Annotated in this window: 24 protein-coding genes and 1 riboswitch; of the genes, 12 read left to right on the forward strand and 12 right to left on the reverse strand. The window is 72.5% G+C overall.

Annotation, left to right across the window (positions count from 1 at the left end; all coding sequences use genetic code 11):
- The first annotated feature begins 33 nt into the window (after positions 1-33).
- The 7 genes from F7P10_RS42725 (at position 34) to F7P10_RS27665 (ending at position 3,085) form a co-directional block, all read left to right on the forward strand.
- Positions 34-192, forward strand: a complete 159-nt coding sequence (locus tag F7P10_RS42725; RefSeq protein ID WP_176611679.1) for a hypothetical protein — start codon at positions 34-36, stop codon at positions 190-192.
- Between the two features lie 159 nt (positions 193-351).
- Positions 352-846, forward strand: a complete 495-nt coding sequence (locus tag F7P10_RS27640) for an Asp23/Gls24 family envelope stress response protein (RefSeq protein WP_254716050.1) — start codon at positions 352-354, stop codon at positions 844-846.
- Complete coding sequence (locus F7P10_RS44695) at positions 843-1,307, forward strand: hypothetical protein (RefSeq protein WP_254716051.1); 465 nt, start codon at positions 843-845, stop codon at positions 1,305-1,307. The genes F7P10_RS27640 and F7P10_RS44695 overlap by 4 nt, the downstream gene beginning before the upstream one ends.
- Positions 1,308-1,336: 29 nt before the next feature.
- Positions 1,337-1,522 carry a hypothetical protein gene (locus F7P10_RS27650; protein ID WP_151018323.1) on the forward strand — a complete coding sequence of 62 codons (186 nt, stop codon included), beginning with the start codon at positions 1,337-1,339 and terminating at the stop codon, positions 1,520-1,522.
- Positions 1,519-1,902, forward strand: a complete 384-nt coding sequence (locus F7P10_RS27655; RefSeq protein ID WP_151013613.1) for an Asp23/Gls24 family envelope stress response protein — start codon at positions 1,519-1,521, stop codon at positions 1,900-1,902. Before F7P10_RS27650 ends, F7P10_RS27655 begins: the two co-directional genes overlap by 4 nt.
- Complete coding sequence (locus F7P10_RS27660) at positions 1,899-2,513, forward strand: DUF6286 domain-containing protein (protein ID WP_151013615.1); 615 nt, start codon at positions 1,899-1,901, stop codon at positions 2,511-2,513. The genes F7P10_RS27655 and F7P10_RS27660 overlap by 4 nt, the downstream gene beginning before the upstream one ends.
- The gene (locus F7P10_RS27665) at positions 2,513-3,085 is read left to right on the forward strand and encodes an alkaline shock response membrane anchor protein AmaP (protein ID WP_151013617.1); all 573 of its coding nucleotides are present in this window, start codon (positions 2,513-2,515) and stop codon (positions 3,083-3,085) included. The genes F7P10_RS27660 and F7P10_RS27665 overlap by 1 nt, the downstream gene beginning before the upstream one ends.
- Before the next feature lie 307 nt (positions 3,086-3,392).
- Here F7P10_RS27665 and F7P10_RS27670 read toward each other — a convergent pair whose 3' ends face one another.
- The 6 genes from F7P10_RS27670 to F7P10_RS27695 all read right to left on the reverse strand — a co-directional run bounded on the left by F7P10_RS27670 (position 3,393) and on the right by F7P10_RS27695 (position 8,566).
- Positions 3,393-3,557, reverse strand: a complete 165-nt coding sequence (locus tag F7P10_RS27670; protein WP_151013619.1) for a ribbon-helix-helix protein, CopG family — start codon at positions 3,555-3,557, stop codon at positions 3,393-3,395.
- Between the two features lie 33 nt (positions 3,558-3,590).
- A complete protein-coding gene (locus F7P10_RS27675; RefSeq protein WP_151013621.1) occupies positions 3,591-4,964 on the reverse strand; it encodes an L-serine ammonia-lyase in 1,374 nt (457 codons plus the stop codon).
- A 63-nt stretch (positions 4,965-5,027) separates the two neighbouring features.
- Positions 5,028-6,290 (reverse strand): serine hydroxymethyltransferase, encoded by a 1,263-nt coding sequence (gene glyA, locus F7P10_RS27680; protein ID WP_151013623.1) that lies wholly within the window; start codon positions 6,288-6,290, stop codon positions 5,028-5,030.
- Positions 6,287-6,691 carry a glycine cleavage system protein GcvH gene (gcvH, locus tag F7P10_RS27685; RefSeq protein WP_151013625.1) on the reverse strand — a complete coding sequence of 135 codons (405 nt, stop codon included), beginning with the start codon at positions 6,689-6,691 and terminating at the stop codon, positions 6,287-6,289. Before gcvH ends, glyA begins: the two co-directional genes overlap by 4 nt.
- Before the next feature lie 29 nt (positions 6,692-6,720).
- Entirely contained in the window at positions 6,721-7,845 is a 1,125-nt protein-coding gene (gene gcvT, locus F7P10_RS27690) for a glycine cleavage system aminomethyltransferase GcvT (protein ID WP_254716052.1), read from the reverse strand.
- 202 nt (positions 7,846-8,047) lie between these two features.
- Positions 8,048-8,143: riboswitch (glycine riboswitch) on the reverse strand.
- Positions 8,144-8,194: 51 nt separating this feature from the next.
- Positions 8,195-8,566 carry a hypothetical protein gene (locus F7P10_RS27695; protein WP_151013627.1) on the reverse strand — a complete coding sequence of 124 codons (372 nt, stop codon included), beginning with the start codon at positions 8,564-8,566 and terminating at the stop codon, positions 8,195-8,197.
- A 232-nt stretch (positions 8,567-8,798) separates the two neighbouring features.
- Between F7P10_RS27695 and F7P10_RS27700 the strand changes: the two genes are divergently transcribed.
- Complete coding sequence (locus F7P10_RS27700; protein WP_151013629.1) at positions 8,799-10,097, forward strand: RIP metalloprotease; 1,299 nt, start codon at positions 8,799-8,801, stop codon at positions 10,095-10,097.
- Here F7P10_RS27700 and F7P10_RS27705 read toward each other — a convergent pair.
- A complete protein-coding gene (locus tag F7P10_RS27705) occupies positions 10,090-11,238 on the reverse strand; it encodes a PLP-dependent cysteine synthase family protein (protein ID WP_254716053.1) in 1,149 nt (382 codons plus the stop codon). The genes F7P10_RS27700 and F7P10_RS27705 overlap by 8 nt on opposite strands.
- An 84-nt stretch (positions 11,239-11,322) precedes the next feature.
- Here F7P10_RS27705 and F7P10_RS27710 point away from each other — a divergent pair, with 84 nt between their 5' ends.
- Positions 11,323-12,417 (forward strand): hypothetical protein, encoded by a 1,095-nt coding sequence (locus F7P10_RS27710; protein WP_254716875.1) that lies wholly within the window; start codon positions 11,323-11,325, stop codon positions 12,415-12,417.
- Positions 12,418-12,651: 234 nt separating this feature from the next.
- Here F7P10_RS27710 and F7P10_RS27715 read toward each other — a convergent pair whose 3' ends face one another.
- Positions 12,652-14,217 carry an ATP-dependent DNA ligase gene (locus tag F7P10_RS27715; RefSeq protein WP_254716054.1) on the reverse strand — a complete coding sequence of 522 codons (1,566 nt, stop codon included), beginning with the start codon at positions 14,215-14,217 and terminating at the stop codon, positions 12,652-12,654.
- A 46-nt stretch (positions 14,218-14,263) separates the two neighbouring features.
- On the opposite strand from F7P10_RS27715, the gene F7P10_RS27720 reads away from it, so the two are divergent.
- A complete protein-coding gene (locus F7P10_RS27720) occupies positions 14,264-15,046 on the forward strand; it encodes a hypothetical protein (RefSeq protein ID WP_151013631.1) in 783 nt (260 codons plus the stop codon).
- 569 nt (positions 15,047-15,615) lie between these two features.
- Here F7P10_RS27720 and F7P10_RS27725 read toward each other — a convergent pair.
- The 3 genes from F7P10_RS27725 to F7P10_RS27735 form a co-directional block, all read right to left on the reverse strand.
- Positions 15,616-16,602, reverse strand: a complete 987-nt coding sequence (locus F7P10_RS27725) for a diiron oxygenase (protein WP_151013633.1) — start codon at positions 16,600-16,602, stop codon at positions 15,616-15,618.
- Positions 16,603-16,698: 96 nt separating this feature from the next.
- Entirely contained in the window at positions 16,699-17,559 is an 861-nt protein-coding gene (locus tag F7P10_RS27730; RefSeq protein WP_151013634.1) for an SDR family NAD(P)-dependent oxidoreductase, read from the reverse strand.
- 45 nt (positions 17,560-17,604) lie between these two features.
- On the reverse strand, positions 17,605-18,711 hold the full coding sequence (locus tag F7P10_RS27735; protein WP_151013636.1) for a ferritin-like domain-containing protein: 1,107 nt from the start codon (positions 18,709-18,711) through the stop codon (positions 17,605-17,607).
- 85 nt (positions 18,712-18,796) lie between these two features.
- On the opposite strand from F7P10_RS27735, the gene F7P10_RS27740 reads away from it, so the two are divergent.
- Entirely contained in the window at positions 18,797-19,546 is a 750-nt protein-coding gene (locus F7P10_RS27740; RefSeq protein WP_151013638.1) for a TetR/AcrR family transcriptional regulator, read from the forward strand.
- Here the strand turns inward: F7P10_RS27740 and F7P10_RS27745 are convergent.
- Entirely contained in the window at positions 19,518-20,129 is a 612-nt protein-coding gene (locus F7P10_RS27745) for a TetR/AcrR family transcriptional regulator (protein ID WP_254716055.1), read from the reverse strand. The genes F7P10_RS27740 and F7P10_RS27745 overlap by 29 nt on opposite strands.
- Positions 20,130-20,211: 82 nt before the next feature.
- On the opposite strand from F7P10_RS27745, the gene F7P10_RS27750 reads away from it, so the two are divergent.
- Positions 20,212-21,675 carry an NAD(P)/FAD-dependent oxidoreductase gene (locus tag F7P10_RS27750; RefSeq protein WP_151013640.1) on the forward strand — a complete coding sequence of 488 codons (1,464 nt, stop codon included), beginning with the start codon at positions 20,212-20,214 and terminating at the stop codon, positions 21,673-21,675.
- Positions 21,676-21,682: the final 7 nt, after the last annotated feature.

Here is a 21,682-nt window from a genome sequence, read left to right on the forward strand (position 1 = left end):
TGCAACGACTTCGGGGGAGTTGTCGTGGGTGACGTGAACGACAGGACCGAGCGCAGGACCCAGGGTGAGGCGGTCGGCGACACCGCCGCCGAGGGCGAGGAGCGGACGCCGCGGGACGCCGCGAAGCGCCGCAAGGCCGCGCCCAAGCCCGGCGACGCCGCGCGCAAGATGCGCGCGATGTTCAAGGGGTAGGGCTCGGCGGACGCGTTCTCGTGGCGGGGGCCGGTGGGGTGCCACCGGCCCTCCGCACGCCGGGCAAAACCGTGTTGACCGGGTCTTTGTCCATTTTGGCGGTTTTTCTGGCCGGGGCCGAGCATCACCCTGACGTTACCGATGCATTGGGGGGACGTCGTGAGTCAGGACGACGGGCGCACCGGCCAGGGCGCGACGGGAACGATGCACAAGCCGCCGCAGCAGCAGTCGCGGCGGCCCGAATCGACGGGCCGTGGCGAGCTGGTCACGCAGGGCGGCAAGACCTCGATCGCCGACGTGGTGGTCGCCAAGATCGCCTCGATGGCGACCCGGCAGGTCGGCGGCGTGTACGCGATGGGCGCCGGGATGAGCCGGACGATCGGCTCGATGCGCGAGCGGCTGCCCGGCATGACGCAGGACACCACGCAGGGCGTGCAGGTGCAGGTCGGGGAGCGGCAGGCCGCCGTGGACATCGACGTCGTCGTCGAGTACGGCGTCTCCATCCCGGACCTCGCGAACGCCGTGCGGCGCAACGTGAGCAACGAGATCGAGCACATGTGCGGTCTCGAGGTCGTGGAGGTCAACATCGCCGTCGACGACGTGCACCTTGCCGGCGACGACGAGGAGCAGCCCGAGGAGCCGCGGGTCCGATGATCACGTGGACGAACGCGCCGGAGCGGTCCGCGGTGCTCAGGCAGCACGGGCCGTCGTCCGGCGCTCCGGCCGTGCCGGCTCCCGGCACCGCGTCGGACGCCCGGCCGGCCGCCGGATCGGCCGCCGCCGGGCACGCGGCCGAACCGGTCGCTCCGTCGCCCGCCGAGACCCTCGCCGGGCGGATCGCCGAACAGGTCATGACCTGCCCGGACGTCGCGGGACTGACGGCCGGGCCGAACGGCCGCGTCGCGACCTACCGGCCCGGGACGCCGTTCGCGGGCATCGCCGTACGGGACGGCGCGGTGGAGGTCGGGGTGGTCGTCCGGTACGGGCGCCCGCTGCCGCTGGTCGCCGAGGACGTCCGCGGGGTCGTCCGTCCGCTGTGCGAGGGGCGCGCGGTCGACGTGCTGATCGGCGACGTGCTGATCGGCGACGGCGTGGCACCGCCCGGGGCGAGCTGAAGGGGGAGAACCGGATGGACATGAGACTGCTGTGGCCCCTGGTCGGCCTGGCGTTCGGCGTCGCGCTCGGATTCGCGGGCGCGTTCGGCGGCTTCGGGGCGTTCTTCATCGTGCTGCTGCTCGGCGCGTTCGGCTTCCTGGTCGGCCGTGCCATCGAGGGTGAACTGGACCTCCGGCAGCTGTTCTCGATGAACGTCGGGAAGCGGCCGCGGTGACCGCCGCGCCCGAGGCCCCGGCGGACGCCCCGCCCGGGGAGCGCGGCGAGACGCGGATCAGCGACCGGGCGGTGGCCCGGATCGTCGCGCGCGCCGCCGGCGAGATCGAGGAGTCCGGCGGGCTCGGCCGCTCGCTGCTCGGCGTGTCGGTCCCCGGCCGCCGCGCGGCCCGCACCGAGGTCCGCGTGGACGGCCACATCGTCACCGCGCGGGTCGCGCTGTCGGTGATGTACCCGATGCCCGTCCGGGACACGGCGCGCCGCGTGCGCGAGAACGTGCGCGAGCGCGTCGAGGCGCTGACCGGGCTCACGGTCCGGCAGGTGGACGTGGACGTCGCGGAGCTGAAGCACCCGCCCGCGCACGAGCGGACCGTCCTGTGACCGCGCACGCCGGGCACGTCCGTCCCGCCCGCACCGGGCACGCCGAGCGGGCCGCCCGCGCCCGCAAGGCCGACCGCGCGGCGCGGCACGCGTTCCGGTCGCGGCGCGTCCGGATGGCGACGCTCGCGGCCGTGCTGCTGACCGCCGCGGCCGTCCTCACCGCCATCGAGGTGATCACCGGCCTACTCGACCGGCCGTGGCACCTGATCCCGTACGAGCGGGTCTCGGACGTCGCGTGGAACGACGCGAAGGCCCTCGGCATCACCGCCGCGCTCGCGGTGCTGGGGCTCCTGTTCCTGCTCGCGGGCCTGCTGCCGGGCCGCACCCGGATGGTGCCGCTGCAGGGCGACGACCCGGACATCATGATGGGCGTGAACCGCCGCGGCCTCAAGCGCGCCGCCGCGGCCGCCGCCGAGGACGCCCCGGGCGTCTCGCGCGTCCGCAAGGTGAAGCTGGGCCGCCGCAAGGTCAGGGTGCGCGCCGAGACGCCGGTGCACGATCCCGCGGGCCTCGGCCTGGGCGTCGCCACGTCCGTCCAGGACCGCCTCGACCGCCTGCGGCCGTTCCCGCCCCGCGCGGTCAAGGTCCGGCTCCGGGCCGAGGACGACTGATGGACCGCCACCCCGCCCGCACGAACCGCACCGGCCTGATCGCGCTGGGCGTCGTCCTGCTGGGCGCCGGTGGCGTGGGCCTCGCCCGCGGCGCGGGCCTGTTCGGGGACGAGACGGCGCGGGTGCTCTCGCCGGGCGTGCGGGCGTTCGCCGAGGACAACGCGTGGTTCTGGCCCGTGATCGCGGCCGCCGCCGTGCTCCTCGCCCTGCTGGGGCTGCTGTGGCTGATCGGCCAGCTCCGCACCCACCGGGTCCCCGCACTGTCGATGGAACCCGATCCGCACGACGGCAAGACGCGCCTGTCGGCGAAGGCCGTGACCGGGGCGCTGGAGCGGGAGATCGAGGAGTACCCGGGCGTCCGGCGCGTCCGGGCGCGCCTGCTGGGCTCGTCCCGCCGCCCCGAACTGCGCCTCAACGTCACCTACGGGCAGCGCGCCGACCCCGCCGAGCTCCGCCGCCGCATCCAGGAGGAGGGCGTTCCGCGCCTGTGCGCCGCCCTCGAGCGAGAGACGGTGCCCACGGTCGTCCGGCTCCGGCTGGTGCCGCGGGAAGAGCCCACGACCGTCGTGTGAACGGGTTTGACGCGACCTTGGAATGCCATTGGGTCCATTGTGTCGGATATGCGACTAATGTCCGAATACAGAACCTGACGTCGAGAGCACGAGGAGGCGCGCTTGTCCCACCACCCACCCACGGGCGGCTCCGAAAAGGGGCTCTTCGACGTATGGAGGGAACACACGGATCACGGCATGGGCCCCTTCCACTGAGCGGCCCGCCCGGCCCGGGGGTTGCGGCACTTCCCATTTCCACCGCGACCCCCGGGCCCTGCCATGCCCGGCCATCATCCGGACGGCGGGTCGAACGGCGCCGCCGGTCGCGCTATGCGCGATCTTCTCGACCCTGCTCGTGGTGGCGCCGCCGCGACTCCAGCCAGGTCTCCAGGGCCCGGACGATGGCCGTGTTGACGGAGACCCGGTCGGCCGCCGCCAGTTCGACGAGCTTGGCGTCGAGTTCGTCCGGGATGTGAACGGTGCGGATGACCATGGCGAAACGCTACTCGACAACGATCACGCCGCGTCAGCATTCGATGACGTTGACGGCGAGGCCGCCGCGGCTCGTCTCCTTGTACTTGTCGAGCATGTCCCGGCCGGTGTCGCGCATCGTCTTGATCGCCTTGTCGAGGGTGACGAAGTGGCGGCCGTCGCCGCGCAGCGCGATCCGGGCCGCGCTGATCGCCTTGATCGCGCCGACCGCGTTGCGCTCGATGCACGGCACCTGGACGAGCCCGCCCACCGGGTCGCACGTCAGGCCGAGGTTGTGCTCGATGCCGATCTCGGCCGCGTTCTCCACCTGGCCGGGCGTCCCGCCGAGCACCTCCGTGAGCCCGGCCGCCGCCATCGAGCAGGCGGAGCCGACCTCGCCCTGGCAGCCGACCTCCGCGCCCGAGATGGACGCGTTCTGCTTGAACAGCACCCCGATCGCTCCGGCGGCCAGCAGGAACCGGACGATCCCGTCGTCGTCCCGTCCGGGGACGAACCGGTCGTAGTAGTGCAGGACGGCCGGAATGATGCCGGCGGCCCCGTTCGTCGGGGCGGTGACGATCCGGCCGCCCGCCGCGTTCTCCTCGTTGACGGCGAGGGCGAACAGCGTCACCCAGTCCATCGCGTGCAGGGGATCGGCGGGCTTCTCCGCCAGGAGCTGGCGGTGCAGCTGCGGTGCGCGGCGGGGGACCTTCAATCCGCCGGGGAGCAGGCCCTCGCGGGCGCAGCCCCGGTCGACGCACGCGCGCATGACGTGCCAGAGTTCGAGGAGGCCCGCGCGGATCTCGGCGGTCGAGCGGCCGAACGCCCGCTCGTTCTCCAGCATCACCCCGGAGACCGACAGGCCCGTGGCGGCGCAGCGCTCCAGGAGTTCGGCGGCGGTGTCGAAGCGGTGCGGCAGGACGGTGTCGTCCGGCTTGATGCGGTCGGCGCCGGCGGCGTTCTCGTCCACGATGAAGCCGCCGCCGACCGAGTAGTACGTCTTCGCGCGCAGCTCGTCGCCCGAGTCGCCGAACGCGGTGAACCGCATCCCGTTCGGGTGTCCGGGCAGCGACTCCGTTCGCTCGAACACCAGGTGCTCGCCGACCTCGAACGGGACGTCGTGGTCGCCGAACAGCCGCAGCGCCCCGCCCGCGCGGACGGCCGCGACGCGTTCGTCCGCGGTGTCGACGTCCACGGTCTCGGGCTTGTCGCCCTGGAGGCCGAGGATCACGGCCTTGTCGCTGCCGTGCCCCTTGCCCGTGAGGCCCAGCGACCCGTACAGGACGGCCCGGACGGACGAGGTCTTCTCCAGCAGCCCGTCCCGGTGCAGGCCCCGGGCGAACCGGTGCGCGGCCGCCATCGGGCCGCCGGTGTGCGAGGACGACGGGCCGATGCCGATCTTGAAGAGGTCGAAAACGCTGATGGCCATGGGTGCCCCCGTCTCCCCTCCGCCGGGCCGCCGGGCCGGCGGCCCGGCGGAGGGAACGGCGATCTAGAGGTTCGGGTACAGCGGGTGCCGGTCCGCGAGGGCCTTCACCCGCGCCGCCAGCGCGTCCCGGTCGAAGGACGGCTGCAGCGCCAGCGCGATCACGTCGGAGACCTCGGCGAAGTCCTCGGTCGTGAAGCCGCGGGTGGCCAGGGCCGGGGTGCCGATCCGCAGCCCGGACGTCACCATCGGCGGGCGCGGGTCGTTCGGGACCGCGTTCCGGTTGACGGTGATGCCGACGTCGTGCAGCCGGTCCTCGGCGTCCCGCCCGGTCAGCTCGGAGTCCACGAGGTCGACCAGGACCAGGTGGACGTCCGTGCCGCCGGTCAGCACCTTCACCCCGGCCTTCGCGGCGTCCTCGGCGAGGAGGCGCTCGGCGAGGATCTTCGCGCCCTCGACGGTGCGCGACTGCCGGGCGCGGAACTCGTCCGAACCGGCGATCTTCAGCGCGACCGCCTTGGCGGCGATCACGTGCTCCAGCGGGCCGCCCTGCATGCCCGGGAACACCGCCGAGTTGATCTTCTTGCCGTACTCCTCGCGGGACAGGATCAGCCCGCCGCGCGGCCCGCCCAGCGTCTTGTGCGTCGTCGTGGTGACGATGTCGGCGTGCGGGACGGGCGAGGGGTGCAGCCCCGCCGCCACCAGGCCCGCGAAGTGCGCCATGTCGACCATGAGCAGCGCCCCGACCGAGTCGGCGATCTCCCGGAACGCGGCGAAGTCGAGCTGCCGCGGGTACGCCGACCAGCCCGCCACGATCATCTTGGGCCGGTGCTCGGCGGCCAGCGCCGCGACCTCGTCCATGTCGACCAGGCCGTCCTCGGCGCGGACGTGGTAGGGCACCACGTTCAGCACCTTGCCGGAGTAGTTCAGCCGCATCCCGTGCGTGAGGTGCCCGCCGTGCGCGAGGTCGAGGCCGAGGATCGTGTCGCCGTGCTGCAGCAGTGCGAAGTACACGGCCGTGTTGGCCTGCGCGCCGCTGTGCGGCTGGACGTTCGCGTGGTCGGCGCCGAACAGCTCCGTGGCTCGGTCGATGGCGAGCTGCTCGCTGACGTCCACGAACTCGCAGCCGCCGTAGTAGCGGCGGCCCGGGTAGCCCTCGGCGTACTTGTTGGTGAGGACGGAGCCCTGCGCCTCCAGCACCGAGGTGGGGGCGAAGTTCTCGGACGCGATCATCTCCAGCGTGGACTGCTGGCGCCGCAGCTCGGCGGCGACGGCCTCGGCGACCTGCGGATCGGTCTCGGCCAGCGATGAGTAGAGGGACACGGTCACGCCTCCTCGACGAGCTTGTCGTAGGCGGCCGAGTCGAGCAGGTCGCCCGGCGCCTCGGAGATGCGGACCTTGAAGATCCAGCCCTCCCCGTAGGGGTCGTCGTTGATCACGCTCGGCTCGTCCACCACGCCGGGATTGATCGCGGTGATCTCGCCGCTGACGGGGGAGTACAGGTCGCTGACCGACTTGGTCGACTCCACCTCGCCGCAGGGCTCGCCCGCCTCGACGGTGTCGCCTTCGGACGGCTGCAGCTCGAGGTAGACGATCTCACCGAGGGCGTCGGCGGCGTGGGCGGTGATCCCGACCGTGACGATGCCGTCCTCGGCGGCCTGCCCGGTGCCGTCGAGACCGGCCACCCACTCGTGCTCCTCGCTGTAGCGGAGCTGCTCCGGAACGCTCACGTTTCGTACACTCTCTCTTTCAAGCTCGGTCAAGGACGCTTGTAGAACGGCAGGGCGACCACGTCGACCGGTTCCGCCCGGCCGCGGACGTCCACGGCCAGATCGGACTCCCCGACGCCGGTGTCGAGGTACGCCATGGCGATCGGCTTGCCCAGTGTCGGCGACGGCGCGCCGCTCGTCACGACGCCGCACGGCGCGCCGTCGGACGTGAGGACCGCATACCCCTTGCGGGGCGCGCGACGCCCCCGGGCCACCAGTCCCACGAGCCTACGGCCCGCCGGGGTCCCCGCCTGCGCCGCCAGGGCGCTCTTCCCGACGAAGTCGACGGTCTTGTCCAGTTTGACGACGCGGCCGAGCCCGGCCTCGAACGGCGTGGTCCCGGCCGTCAGCTCGTTGCCGTACAGCGGCATCCCGGCCTCCAGCCGGAGGCTGTCGCGCGCCGCGAGCCCGGACGGGACGACGCCGTCCACGGCGGCGATCTCGTTCCACAGCCGGACGGCGTCGGCGGCGTCGACGAACAGCTCGAAGCCGTCCTCGCCCGTGTAGCCGGTGCGGGCGATCAGCGCGTCGACGCCCGCGACCCGGTCGGCGAGCACGGCGTAGTACTTGAGATCGTCCAGCGGGGCGCCGGTGAAGCGCGCGAGGATCCCCTGCGCGTCCGGGCCCTGCAGCGCGATCAGCGCGTACGCCGCCGAGCGGTCCTCGACGGTGGCCTCGAAGCCGCGCGCCCGCTCGGCGAGCGCGTCGTGGACGACGTCCGCGTTCGCCGCGTTCGCCACGACCATCCAGGTTTCGTCCGCGAGCCTGTACACGATCAGGTCGTCGAGCACGCCGCCGTCCGGCGCGCAGATCATCGTGTACCGGGCCTTGCCGACCTTCATCGGCGACAGGTTCCCGACGAGCGCGTGGTCGAGCGCCTCCCCGGCGCCCGGCCCGGCGAGGAAGATCTCCCCCATGTGGGACAGGTCGAACAGCCCCGCGCCGGTGCGGACGGCCCGGTGCTCGGCCGTCTCGCTCGCGTAGCGCAGCGGCATCAGGTAACCGGCGAAGTCGACGAGGTTCGCGCCGAGGTCCACGTGGACGTCGTGCAGCGGCGTTCGCTTCGCGGTCGGACGGGCGGGCGGGCGATCGGCGGGCATCGAATCGGCGGGCATGGGTTCGGCTCCTTCGTCACGGACGCGACGCGGTCGACGGAGTCGACGAGGTCGACAGGGTCCATCGTCCCACTCGCGCACCGGGCGTCTCGGTGCCTCCCCCTCTGTCATCGGCGCCTGAGAGCTTCACCACGCCGCGCGCGTGCGGCGGCGGGCTTTCACCTTCGGCGGGGGACCGGGGTCCCCGCTTTCCAGAGGTCGCCTGACCCGTGCGGTCCGTGGGCCTGAGAGGTTCCGGGGAGGAGTTGCTCCTTCGGCGTCCCGGGCCGGCTGCCGGGGACTCTCCCGCACGGGGTCGCTGGCTGCGCGCCAGGCTAGCAGCGGCGCCGCCGCCGCGACCAGCCCCGCGTCACCCGGCGGGCGGATCGGTGGAGAACTTCTTCACGCACGCCTCCATCGCCTTCCTGACCCGGTCGATCTGCTCCTTGGACGGCGTCGTGCCCGGTGTCGGGGTCGGGATCCGCACGCCCTGCCCGGCCATGCAGTCGTTGAACGCCTTGGTCGCCTTCGACATCGCGGGCGGCGCGCTCGGCGTCCCGGCGGGGGCGCCCCCGTTCCCGGACGGCGCCGCGCCGCCGCCGTCCGGTGCGGCACCGGACGGCGCGGACGTACCGGGCGCCGAGGCCGGCGCGCCCGCGTCCGGGGCGTCGTCCGAACCTCCGCAGCCGCCGGCCGCCAGCGCGACCGCCAGGACCGGCACCGCGATCAGAGTGCGTTTCACTGCCTTGCCTTCCGGTGGACGGACGGGAGCGCCATGATGCGCGCAACCGGAGCCGCCCGGATATCGACGCGGCTGCAAACCGACATGTCCTGATTTGCTCCTCGTGCGCAAAAACGGCGCCCGGAACGGCCGTTTCCGGGGGCATCCGGACGGCCCCGCGCATGACGTACGCTGAGTTGGTTGCTGGAGATCACCCCGGCGGGCGGGGGCGCGGACGACCGGAGGGTGACGCATGGGCTGGCTGGCCGGCGTACTGATCCTGTTCTTCGGCCTGATGGCGTCCATCGCCTTGCACGAGCTGGGGCACTTCTCCTTCGCCAAGCTGTTCAAGGTCCGCACGACCCAGTTCATGGTCGGTTTCGGGCCCACCCTGTGGTCCCGGCACAAGGGCGAGACCGAGTACGGGGTCAAGTGGATCCCCCTCGGCGGCTACATCCGGATGATCGGGATGCTGCCGCCGCGCAAGGGCGACAAGGCCGGCGAGGTCCGGCAGATCAGCACCGGCCCGTGGCAGGGACTGGTCGAGTCGGCGCGCGGCGCGGCCCTGGAGGAGATCCGGCCCGGCGACGAGGACCGCGTCTTCTACGCCAAGCCCTGGTGGCAGAAGCTGCTGATCATGTTCGGCGGCCCCGCGATGAACCTGCTGCTCGCGGTGGTCTTCTTCGGCATCCTGATCATGGGCCTCGGCACCTACGTCAGCAAGCCCACGATCAACCAGGTCTCCGACTGCATCATCCCCGCGAGCCAGGCCGCGAACGTCGACGGCTGCCCCGCGGACGCCGCCCCGACCCCGGCGCGGCAGGCGGGCCTGGAGGCCGGGGACCGCGTCGTCTCGTTCAACGGCACCCGCATCGAGGACTACGAGCAGCTGCAGCTGCTGATCCGCGACTCGGCGAACAGGTCCGTCCCGATGACGATCGAGCGCGACGGGGCCACCCGGCAGGTGACCGTCCCGATCGCGCAGAACCAGCTCACCAGCCTGGACGACCCGGACGAGGTCGTCACCGTCGGCTTCCTCGGCATCACCCCCACCCGCGAGCTGGAACGGCAGGGGCCCGGGGCCGTCGCCGAGCACATGGTCGACCTCACCGGCCGGACCGTCGAGGCGCTGCTCAACATGCCGCAGAAGATGGTCGGCGTCTGGGAGGCCGCGTTCGGCGGCGAGGAACGCGACCCGAACGGGCCGGTCGGCGTCGTCGGCGTCAGCCGGTTCGGCGGCGAGATCGCCGCGTCCGACGCGCTCACCGGGCAGGAGAAGGTCTCCTACTTCGTCATGCTGCTCGGCTCGCTGAACCTCGCGGTCGGCCTGTTCAACCTCGTTCCGCTGCTCCCGCTGGACGGCGGCCACATCGCCGGCGCCCTGCTGGAGGCGATCAAGAAGTTCTTCGCGAAGATCTTCCGCAGGCCCGATCCCGGCTACGTGGACGTCGCCAAGGCGCTGCCCGTCACCTACGCGATGGCGATCGTCCTGATCGTGATGGGCGGCCTGCTGATCTACGCCGACCTGGTGAACCCGATCCGCCTCATGTGATCCCGGACGCCCCGTCCGGCACCGACGCCTCGGGTGTCCCGTCCGGCCCGCCGTCCGGCAGGGCGCCCGTCTCGAGGAACCGCTCCAGCGCCGCCGTGTACGGCGCGATGTCGAGGCCCTGCGCGCGCAGCCACGCGTCCGACGCGTACGTCCCCGCGTACCGCTCGCCGCCGTCGCAGATCAGCGTCACCACGCTGCCCCGCTCGCCGCGCGCCCGCATCTCGCCGATCAGCCGCGCCACGCCCCACATGTTCGTGCCCGTCGACCCGCCCACGCTCCGCCCGCCGATCGCGCTCGTCCACCGCATCGCCGCGATCGACGCCGCGTCCGGTACCCGGATCATCCGGTCGATCACCGCCGGCAGGAAGGACGGCTCCACGCGCGGGCGCCCGATGCCCTCGATCCGCGAACCGGACGCCGTCCGGTCCGGGTCCCGGTCCGCGAACGCGCCGAAGAACGCCGAACCCTCCGGATCGACCACCGCCAGCCGCGTCTGGAACCGCCGGAACCGCACGTACCGGCCGATCGTCGCCGACGTCCCGCCTGTTCCGGCGCCCACCACGACCCACGACGGTTCCGGGTACCGCTCCAGCCGCAGCTGCTCGAAGATCGACTCGGCGATGTTGTTGTTGCCGCGCCAGTCCGTCGCCCGCTCGGCGAACGTGAACTGGTCCATGAAGTGCCCGCCGCACTCGGCCGCGAGCCGCCGCGACTCGTCGTAGATCGCGCCCGGTTCGTCCACCAGATGGCAGCGCCCGCCGAAGAACTCGATCAGCGCGATCTTCTCCGGGCTCGTGGACGCCGGCATCACCGCGACGAACGGCAGCCCCAGCAGCCGCGCGAAGTACGCCTCCGACACCGCCGTCGACCCGCTGGACGCCTCGATGATCGTCGTGCCCCGGGTGATCCACCCGTTCGCCAGCCCGTACAGGAACAGCGACCGCGCCAGCCGGTGCTTCAGCGACCCGGTCGGGTGCACCGACTCGTCCTTCAGGTAGAGGTCGATGCCCCATTCGGGCGGCAGCGGGAACACGTGCAGGTGCGTGTCCGCGCTGCGGTTCGAGTCCGCCTCCACCAGGCGGATCGCCTCGGCGATCCAGGCCCGCCCGCCCGGGTCACAACGCTCCACGATCCGGCCCACGGCCCCCCCTCGATCCTCCCCGATCGGCAGGGTCCCACGATATCGGTGCAAGTCACCGGGCATCATGGACCTCTCGGGGGGCTCATGATCCACTTGTTCGAACACCGCATCGTCGACGCCGGCCGCCTGCCGCTGTTCGGCTTCTTCGTCGCGTTCATCGTCACGTTCGTCCTGACGCGCGTGAACGTCCGGCTGATCCGCGCGGACGTCCGCTGGTGGTTCCGCAACGTCAAGGCGGGCGACGTCCACATCCACCACGTCGTCTTCGGCGTGGTCCTCATGCTGGTCGGCGGGGTCGCGAGCCTCGCCGTCCCGGACGGCCGCGTCGGGTTCGACCTCGCCGCCGCCGTCGTGTTCGGGATGGGCTCCGCGCTCGTCCTCGACGAGTTCGCGCTGATCCTGCACCTCAGCGACGTCTACTGGACCGAGAAGGGGCGCGCGTCGCTCGACGCCGTCTTCGTCGCGATCGCCGTCACCGGCCTGCTCCTGCTCGGCGTCAACCCGCTCGGCCTCGAGAGCTCGCCGCTGCCCTCCTTCCCCGGCGTCCGGATCGAGCTCGTCTCCGGCTTCTACGTCGCGTCCCTCGCGATCAACCTGCTGCTCGCGGTGCTCACGCTGCTGAAGGGCAAGATCTGGACGGGCCTCATCGGCCTGTTCGTGCCCGCGCTGCTGATCGTCGGCGCCGTCCGCGTCGCCCGTCCGGGCTCGCCCTGGTCCCGCTGGCGGTACGACGTCGACTCGCGCAAGTACGGGCGGGCCGTCCGCCGCGAGAAGCGGATCCGCCGGCCCCTCATCCGCGGCAAGATCTGGGTGCAGGAGTTCATCGCCGGACGCCACGACCTGCTCCCGCCCGAACTCCTGCACCGCCGCGGCACCGCCGAGCGCGCCCGCCGCCGCGAGGCCGTCCGCAGGCAGCGCCGCGCCGCCGCCCGCGCCCAGCGCCGCGCGGTCGCCCACGTCCGCACCCGCACCACCGCCCGCTTCCGCAAGCGCCGCGCCCACACCGACCCGCCCCGCCCCAGGAACCCCCGCCTCCGCCTGGCCCATCTCCGCCCGCCCCGGCCGGACGACCGCCCCACGCACCGCCCCACGCCCCGCCGCCGGGCCGCCGCCCCCGACCCGAGCCCCCCGGACACCCCCCACCCCGACCGAGGCCACGCCGAACCAGGCCCCCGCTGACCCGGCCGGGCCCGGCCAAGCCGCCCAGGCCCGTCCGGCCCGCCCGGGTGGTGCGGCCGGGCGGTGCGGCCGGGTGGTGCGGCCCGCACGTGCGGCCTGTCTGCGCCCGGCCCGGTCGTGCGGCCCGGTCGTGCGGTCCTGCCGGGCTGGGGACGGCCGGGCGGTGCGGCCTGCCGGTCCGGGCCGCCTGTGCGCTGCCTGGGGTGGGGGCGGGGCGGCGCTCGGGGCGGATGGTCAGTCCATTAGGGGGGCCACGGCGCGGACGGTGTCGATGGTGTCGGCCTCGGTGGCGGACTTGTCGGGGCGGTAGCGCAGGACGCGGGCGAAGCGCAGCGCGATGCCGCCGGGGTAGCGGGTGCTGCGCTGGACGCCGTCGAAGGCGATCTCGACGACGAGTTCGGGACGGACGTGCACCGTCCAGTCGTCCTCCCGCACGGCGAGTTCGCGCAGCCTGCGGGTCTGCCAGGCCAGGAGCTCGTCGGTGAGGCCCTTGAAGGTCTTGCCGAGCATGACGAACCCGCCGGACTCGGGGTCGCGGGCACCGAGGTGCAGGTTCGACAGCAGCCCGCTGCGGCGCCCGTGCCCCCACTCGACCGCGAGGACGACGAGGTCGAGGGTGTGCCGGGGCTTGACCTTGATCCAGCCGGCGCCGCGGCGGCCCGCCGTGTACGGGGTGTCGAGGGACTTGACGACGACGCCCTCGTGACCGCGCGCAACCGCCTCGTCGAACATCTCCCTCGCGGCCGCCGGGTCGCCGGTGACGAGCCGCGGCATCCGCAGCTGTTCGGGGACGATCCGGGCGAGTGCGGCGTTGCGGTCCGCGCCGGGCGCGTCGAGGAGGTCGGCGCCGTCCAAGTGCAGGACGTCGAACAGGTACAGGGTGAGCGGGACGGTCCCGGTGTCCTTCGCGGTGCGGGTGGCCGTGCGGGCGCCGGTCACCTGGAACGGGTGGGGGCGCCCGTCGGGCCGGAGCGCGATCAGTTCGCCGTCCAGTACCGCGTCGCGGACGGGCAGTTCGCGGACGGCCGCGACGACCTCCGGCAGCCGCTCGGTGATCTCGTCGAGGGTGCGGGTGAAGACGCGGACGCCGCCGTCCGACACGTGGACCTGCGCGCGGACGCCGTCGAGCTTCCACTCCACCGCGGCCTCCCCGGCGAGCTTGCCGAACGCCTCGTCGAGGGACGCCGCCGACGCGGCCAGCATCGGCTTCACCGGGCGCCCGATCTCGAGGGTGAACGCCCGCAGGCCCGCCGGGCCGTCGGCGAGCGCGGCGGTCGCGACGGGGCCGAGCGAGCCGCGCAGCATGAACGCCCGCCGGACGTCCGCCGCCGGGACGCCCGCGGCGGACGCGATCGCCTCGACCATCAGGCCGTCCAGGGCGCCCTGCCGCAGTTCGCCGGCGAGGAGCCGGACGAGGAAGTCCTGCTCGGGGCGGGTCGCGCGGGCGAGCAGCCCGGCGACCAGCTCCCGGCGGCGGGCGACCGACCCCTTCCCGGACACGGCGCCGATCCCGGTGAAGGCCGCGTCGACCTCGGCGACGGTCAGCGCCGGGACGTCCGCGGGCGGCGGGACGTCGCGCAGTGCCGCGTACCCCACGCCGATCTGCCGCTGCGGCAGCTCGCCCGACAGGTAGGCCACGACGATCGGTGCCTCGGCGGGCCCGGCCTCGCCGAGGCACGCGGCCAGCGCCGCCACCTTGGCCTTGCGGCCGGACGTCTCGGCGACCACCGCCGACGTGCGCGCGACCTCGATGATCCGCATGCCGTCCATGGTGACCGACCGGTCTGACAAACGGATCACCCGGGGGACCTGGTCAGGGCGGGCGTGCCTGACTACGTTGACGAGCGTGGGGCGATCGGGCACGGGCGCGGACGCGGCGAACCGGGAGGGCGCGGGCCTTCCGCGGCCGCCCGAGCCGTTCGAGCGCGTGTACTCGGCTCCGGACCCGCCCTCGCAGGCCCGCCGGCCCAGGCTTCTCGTGCTGCTGGCCGCCGTGGTGGTGGCCGGCGGCGTCGCCGGCGGCGCGGTGCTGGCGCTGCGGTCGGGGGGCGAGCCGGACGCGGCCGCGCCGCGGACGAGCGCGCCGACCGCGCCGGGGTCCGGGGCCGCGCCGTCCCGGTCCGCGCCGTCCCCGGCGGGCGGCGCGCCGATCGCGGCGCTGCCCGAGCCGTGCGGGACGGTGACGGACGGGACCGTCCGGCGGCTGATCCCGGACGCGCGGCAGCGGGACAGCGCGAACTCCACGCTGACGACGTGCACCTACGAGTCGACCGGCGGGGAGCCCCGCTCGCTGCTGGTGCAGGCGCACCTGTACGCGCCCGCCAACACGGACACGCCGGTGGAGGACGCGCGGCGGTACTTCGACGCGGGGTGGCGGCAGGCCCACGACGCGCCGGTCGTCCGGACGTTCACGCTGGAGCGGCAGCCGGGGATCGGGGACGAGGCGTACCGGTGGTTCAAGCGCGACGAGGGGCAGCCGACGGTGGTCGGGCAGCTGACGGTGCGGACCCGGAACGCCGTGATCACGGTGAGTTACAGCGAACCCGGCGAGGGGACGGAGCGGGAGCGGGAATGCCTCGACGCCGCGACCGGCGTGGCGCGAGAAGTTCTCACGTCTCTGCAATTCTGACCTGAATCGGCCGATCATGGCATATTTACTGTCAGTACCTTCTAAGGTTGTGAAGTCAAGGGGAGGGAGTGCGCCGACCGGGTCCCCAGTCCGTCATCGCGGTCGGTGCACTTGCGGACACTTCGGGAGGAGGAGGTCGACGACGTGACCGGGCCATCGGACGGAGTGTCCTGGGTGTGACATCCAGGCGGGCAGCATGTACGCGTCGACGGGCCGCGGAGTGGATCGCACTCCGCGGCCCTTTCCGTCGCCACCCCAGGGCCATTGCACGCGATTAGAGTGCCATTCGGTAATGTCATGCTCGACGTCAAGATAAAAGGCGTGATCAAGCGCAACCGCTCATGCCGCGCGGCGCCGCACCGGACGCGCCTCGGCCATGAGCCGGATCGGCTCCTCCCGCGCCTACGAGACGTGTCGTCCGCTCACCGCCGACGCGTTTCGAAGGCGCCTGAGCGTCCGAGGCGACGGCTACGCCGGCGGCAGGGGCTAGCGGAAGGGCGCCTCATGGTTGCACAGGGTGATGGGAACGAGGAGCCGGTCACCCCTCGGGGGTAAGCCTCGCCAGGTGATCATTTGGCGCCCGTCACGGGCGCGAGCAGGCCCGCTCGTTCCCAGACGCCGCGCGCGCGGCCGTCCAGGAGCCCGACTTCGTCGAAGAACGCGGTGCATCTGCGGAACGCCCACGTCAGCGTCGCCCGCCGGTGCGGGCTCTCCGCCGCCGCCCGCCGCGCGACCTTCGGGTCCAGCCCGATGGCCGTGTAGCAGGACGGGTGGATCGCCTGCGCGGTCATCACCCGCATCACCTGCGCCAGGCCGTACGCCACCGCGCGGCGCCGCACCGGGTTCGCCTCGGCCACGAGCCGCTTCAGCTCCTCCCGCGCGTACTTGATGTGCCGGGCCTCCTCGATCACGTGGATCCGCGTCACCTGCCGGACCATCGGCTGGACGTCCTCGTCGGGGAACGTCAGCCGCTGGAACGCGTCGGTGAACTCCTCGACCACGAGCGTCCCGGCGAACATCCCCAGCGGCTCGTACACGCCGCCGAGCAGCTTGGCCGCCTGGTACTCGACGAGCCGGGGACGGTGCGTGCGCAGCCCGCACGTCCGCACCATGCGCCCGAACATCTTCGAGTGGCGGCACTCGTCGGCGATCTCCGTGAGCGCGTACGCGACGTGCTCGCCGTCGTACCGGTTCCGGTACGCGTGCATCAGGAGCGCCTGCATCAGCATCATCTCGGACCAGATGCCGAACGAGGCGATGCTGCACACCTCGTGCTTCGACAGCTCGACGCGCTGCCGGTGGCCCAGCACGTCCCACAGCGGCGTCTCGTAGATCGACAGGAGCCGCGGTGGCATGTAGTAGGCGTCGGGGTCCTGGCGGGCGTCCCATTCGACGTCGGTGTCGGGGTCGAACGAGTGCTTGCGGGACGTCCGCAGCAGCCGTTCGGCCACGACCTCGCGATCGGTCAGTTCCAGCGTGTGGTCGCCGTCGCGGCAGCGGATCCGCGCGGTCCGGGTGTGCGGACGGTCGTCCTGGACGAGCAGCTCGGGGGGCATGCGTTCGGCTCCTCTCACCTGGGTGAGGCAGTCGTGGTGCCCCGCGTCCCCGGGCGCGCGCGAGCCGGAACGGACGGACGTCCGGTCCGGCCGCGCCTACCGGGGCGCGGGGATGCGGGCGATGAGGCGGGTGGCTCCCGGGGAGATCCGGGAGAGCGCGTGCAGGAGGTGGCCCTCGACGTTGACCGGGACGACGGCGCGGTTCTTGATGATCGCGTCGACGACCCGCTCGGCGACCTTCTCGGGCGGGTAGCCCCGCATGCGCAGGGCTTTCTGGCCGCGCTCGCGCAGCCGGGCGTGCCCGGCGGCGTCGCCGCCGACCAGGGTGGCGTTCCGCACGATGCCGGTGTCGGTGAAACCGGGGCAGACGGCGGACACGCCGATGCGGTGGCCGGCGAGTTCGGCGCGCAGGCTCTGGCTGAGCATGAGCACCGCCGACTTGGTGGTGCAGTACGCGGGCAGGGCGCGGGAGGGGGTGAACGCGGCCGCGGACGCGATGTTGACGATGTGGCCGCCGAAGTTCGGCTTGTCCGGCTTGTTGGGCAGCGCGGTGACGCGGTCGACCATCTGCTTGCCGAACAGGCGGGACCCGTGGACGACGCCCCACAGGTTGACGCCGAGGATGCGCTCCCAGTCCTCGACGCCGGTGTCCATGAAGGAGCCGGAGACGGCGATGCCCGCGTTGTTGACAACGATGTCGGGGACGCGGTGCGCCTCCCGGACCTCGGCGGCGAACGTCTCCATCGCGGCCCGGTCGGCGACGTCCACCTCGTAGGCGGCGCCGCCGGGGCCGAGCGTCTTGGCGAGCGTCACCGTGCGTTCGGCGGCGGGCAGGTCGATGTCGGCGGCGAGCACCGAGGCGCCCTGCTCGGCGAGGGCGAGGGCGACGGCCCGGCCGAGCCCGCCGCCGGCTCCGGTGACGACGGCGAGTGCGCCGTCGAAGTGCGCGAGTGGCATGCCTACCTCCGTGATCGACGTCCCGACGAGCAGGTCTAAAGGTACTCAGCCGGAGGACGCCTCCGCGATGACCGCGTCGACCTCGGCCTTGCGGTCGGCCTCCTCGGCGGCGAACCGCTCGCCGTCGAGCCGCTCGGCGATCTCCTCGTCCTGGCTCATGAGGGCGTCGAGGTCGGCCTTGGACATGTCGAGGACGCCCATCTCGTCGTAGGCCGCGCGGATGCGGTCGCTCCACAGCCCGATGTCCTTGACGCACGGGACGATCCGGCTGAACAGCAGGCTCTGGAACATCCGCATGTACGGGGACGCGTCCACCATCGCGTCGACCTCCGCCGCCGGGACGCCGAAGTTCTCCCAGATCTCGCGGCCGCGGATGCGGTCGCGCATCAGGTGGCAGCCCTCGATGACGAAGTCCTCGCGTTCGCGGAGTTCGGCGGGGGAGAGCTGCTTGTAGTAGTCGCGGAGGGCGAGCCGTCCGAACGCGACGTGCCGCGCCTCGTCCTGCATGACGTAGGCGAGGAGCTGCTTGGGGAGCGGCTTGGTGGTGACGTCGCGCATGACGCCGAACGCGGCTAGCGCGAGGCCCTCGATGAGCACCTGCATGCCGAGGTAGGGCATGTCCCAGCGGGAGTCGGAGAGCGTCTCGTCGAGGAGGTCCTGCAGCTTGGTGTTGATGGGGTAGACGAGGCCGATCTTCTCCTGGAGGAACTTCGAGAACAGCTCGACGTGCCGGGCCTCGTCCATCGTCTGGGTGGCGGAGTAGAACTTGGCGTCCAGGTCCGGGACGGACTCGACGATGCGCGCGGCGGTGACCATCGCGCCCTGCTCGCCGTGGACGAACTGGGAGAACTGCCAGGACGCCGAGTGCCTGCGAAGCTCGCCGAGGTCCTTCTTCGAGAACTTGTCCCAGTACTTGGTCCCGTAGATGGCGAGGGACTGGTCCGGGACGCCGAGGACGTCGTGCGGGTCGACCTCCAGGTCCCAGTCGATGCGCTTGACCGAGTCCCACTGCTTGTCCTTGCCCTTCTGGTACAGGGCGAGGAGGCGGTCGCGGCCGTCGTCGTACTCCCACGTGAACCGGGCGTTGCCGGCGATGGGGACGTTCCAGGTGGACGTGTCGACGGGTGCGGTGTAGAGATCATGGGTCGACATGCGTGCTCCCCCTCGAGGACGCTCACGTACGGTGTACGTCTCACGTACACTGTACGTACCGTGACACGGCCCCTCGGGGCTGTCAATGCAGAAGGGATGGACGGCGAACGTGACGCCCGGCACACCGGAGCCCGGCCCCCCGGAGCGGCGACCGCCCCTCACCCGGGGACGGATCGTCCGCGCGGCGATCGGGCTCATCGAGCGGGAGGGCGCGGACGCGCTGTCGATGCGGCGCGTCGCGGCGGACCTCGACGTCGCCGTGATGTCGCTCTACAACCACGTCCCGAACAAGGGCGCGCTGCTGGAGGGCGTCGCCGGGCACGTGATGTCCGGGATGGAGTTGCAGGACGACCCGTCCGCGTCCTGGCAGGAACGTGCGCGCGCGCTGGTGCGGGCCTTCCGGACGGTCGCGCACGACTACCCGCGCTGCATGACGGTCGTCCTGACCCGCAAGTTCGACACGATGGTCGGGCTGCGCCCCGCCGAGCGCGCCCTCGCCCTGGCCGACGCGGCCGGGTTCGACGGCGTGACGGCCGTCCGGATCACGCGGGCGCTGATGGCGTACGCGCTCGGCACGCAGCTGCGCGAGATCGGCTTCGGCAAGTGGCTGCACCATCTGGACACGAGCCCGGCCGCCGACTTCGCCAGGCTGGACGCCGACGAGTTCCCGCACGTCATCGCGCTGGCGGCCGAACTCTCCCGGCACGACCCGGAGGCCGACTTCGAGTTCGGCCTCGACCTGCTGATCTCCGCCCTGGAGGCCCTGCCCCGCGCCGAGGCCGGTTCCGGCTCCGGTTCCGGGCCCCTCAGCCGTCCCGGCCCAGGTACGGGCTGAGCCCGCTCCAGCAGAAGTCGGTCATGTACCGGGCGGCGTCCTCGGCGGACACGTCGGGCCGCCCGGTCTGCCACTGCGCGAGCCGCTCGCTCGCGCCCATGATGATCTGCGTGTAGGCGTCGATGACGTCGGCGGGCGCGTGCGGGGCGAAGGTGGCGAGGACGCCCGCGATGAGGGTGCTCTGCTGCGTGCGCGCCTCGTCCAGCGCCCGCATGGTCTCCGGCGGGCCGAACGGTTCGCGCAGGATCATCGCGAAGGACGCGCTGTGCGACTCGACGAACCCGAAGTAGGCGACCATGCCGCGCCACAGGATGTCGGCGGGGTCGCTCGCCTGCGCCATGGCCTTCTGCGTGACCTCGAACAGCTCGGTCTTGGAGCGGCTCATGCAGGCCAGCAGCAGGCCGTCCTTGGAGCCGAAGTGCTCGTACAGCATCGGCTTGGAGACGCCGCAGCGGTCGGCGATCTCGTCCATCGAGGTGGCCTGGTAGCCGCGCTCGCCGAACACCTGCTCGGCGACGTCCAGCATCTGCCGCCGGCGCTCGTCCCGGGACATCCGGCGCCGGTGCGGTGTGGCGGCATTCACAGGGAAATCCTATCTGTTGGACCTACCGTCAGTAACCTACTGCCGGTAACTTACCGATAGTAGGTAACGGGAGAGGACGGTTATGAGCGAGCGCGCACCGGCCATCGTCATCATCGGCTCCGGCTTCGCCGGGCTCGGCATGGCGATCGGTCTCAAGAAGGCCGGATTCCACGACTTCGTCATCCTGGAGAAGAGCGAGGCCCTCGGCGGGACGTGGCACGACAACACCTACCCCGGGTGCGCCTGCGACGTCCCCTCGCACATGTACTCGTTCTCCTTCGACCTCAACCCCGGCTGGTCCCGGATGTTCGCGCCGCAGCCGGAGATCCGCTCGTACATGGAGCGGACGGCCGACAAGCACCGGGTGCGCGAGCACATCCGGTTCGGCGCGGCCGTCGACAGCATGGAGTACGACGACGCGGCCAAGCGCTGGAACGTGACGCTCGCCGGCGGGACGGTCCTGACGCCGAAGGCCATCGTGTCCGGCGTCGGCGCCCTGCACATCCCGGCGTACCCGGACCTTCCCGGCATCGAGCGCTTCCAGGGCACCGCGTTCCACTCGGCCGAATGGGACCACTCCTACGACCTCGCCGGCAAGCGCGTCGCCGTCATCGGGACGGGCGCGTCCGCGATCCAGTTCGTCCCGCAGATCGCGAAGGAGGTCGAGCATCTCGCGCTGTTCCAGCGGACGCCGCCGTGGATCCAGCCGAAGCCCGACCGGAAGTTCCCGGCGCCCGTCCGCGCGGCGTTCGAGAAGGTGCCGGGCGCGGCGCGCGGATTCCGGAACGGGATCTACTGGACGCTCGAGGCGCGCGCCGTGGGCTTCACCATCGACCCGCGGCTGTCGGGCCCGATGGAGTGGCTCGCCCGCCGCCACCTGCGGCGGCAGATTCCCGACCCCGAGCTGCGCGCGAAGGTGACGCCCGACTACACGATCGGCTGCAAGCGCGTCCTGCTGTCCAACGACTACTATCCGGCGCTCGGCAGGCCGAACGTGGACGTCGAGACGTCCGGCGTCGCCGAGGTGCGCGAGCACTCGATCGTCACGGCGGACGGCCGGGAGTACGAGGTCGACTGCATCATCTACGGCACCGGCTTCAAGGTGACCGACGCGCTCGCCGAGCTGCGCGTCACCGGCCGCGGCGGCGTCAAGCTCCAGGAGCTGTGGGCGGACGGCATCGAGGCGCACCGCGGCACGACGGTCCCGGGCCTGCCGAACTTCTTCATGCTGCTCGGCCCGAACACCGGGCTCGGCCACAACTCGGTCGTCTTCATGATCGAGGTGCAGATCCAGCACGTGCTGAGCTGCCTGCGGCTCGTCCAGGAGAGCGGCGCGGACGCCATCGAGCCGCGGCCGGAGGCGGCGCGCCGGTTCAACGACCGGATGCACCGGCGGCTGCGGCGGTCCGTGTGGAGCGAGGGCGGCTGCCAGAGCTGGTACCTGGACGCCCAGGGCGTCAACCGGACGCTGTGGCCGGGCGCCACGTTCGAGTTCTGGGCGGGCGCCCGCAAGGCCAGGCTGGAGGAGTACAGCCTGCACCCGTGACGCCGCG

This window comes from Actinomadura sp. WMMB 499 (genome assembly GCF_008824145.1).
Lineage (GTDB): Bacteria > Actinomycetota > Actinomycetes > Streptosporangiales > Streptosporangiaceae > Spirillospora.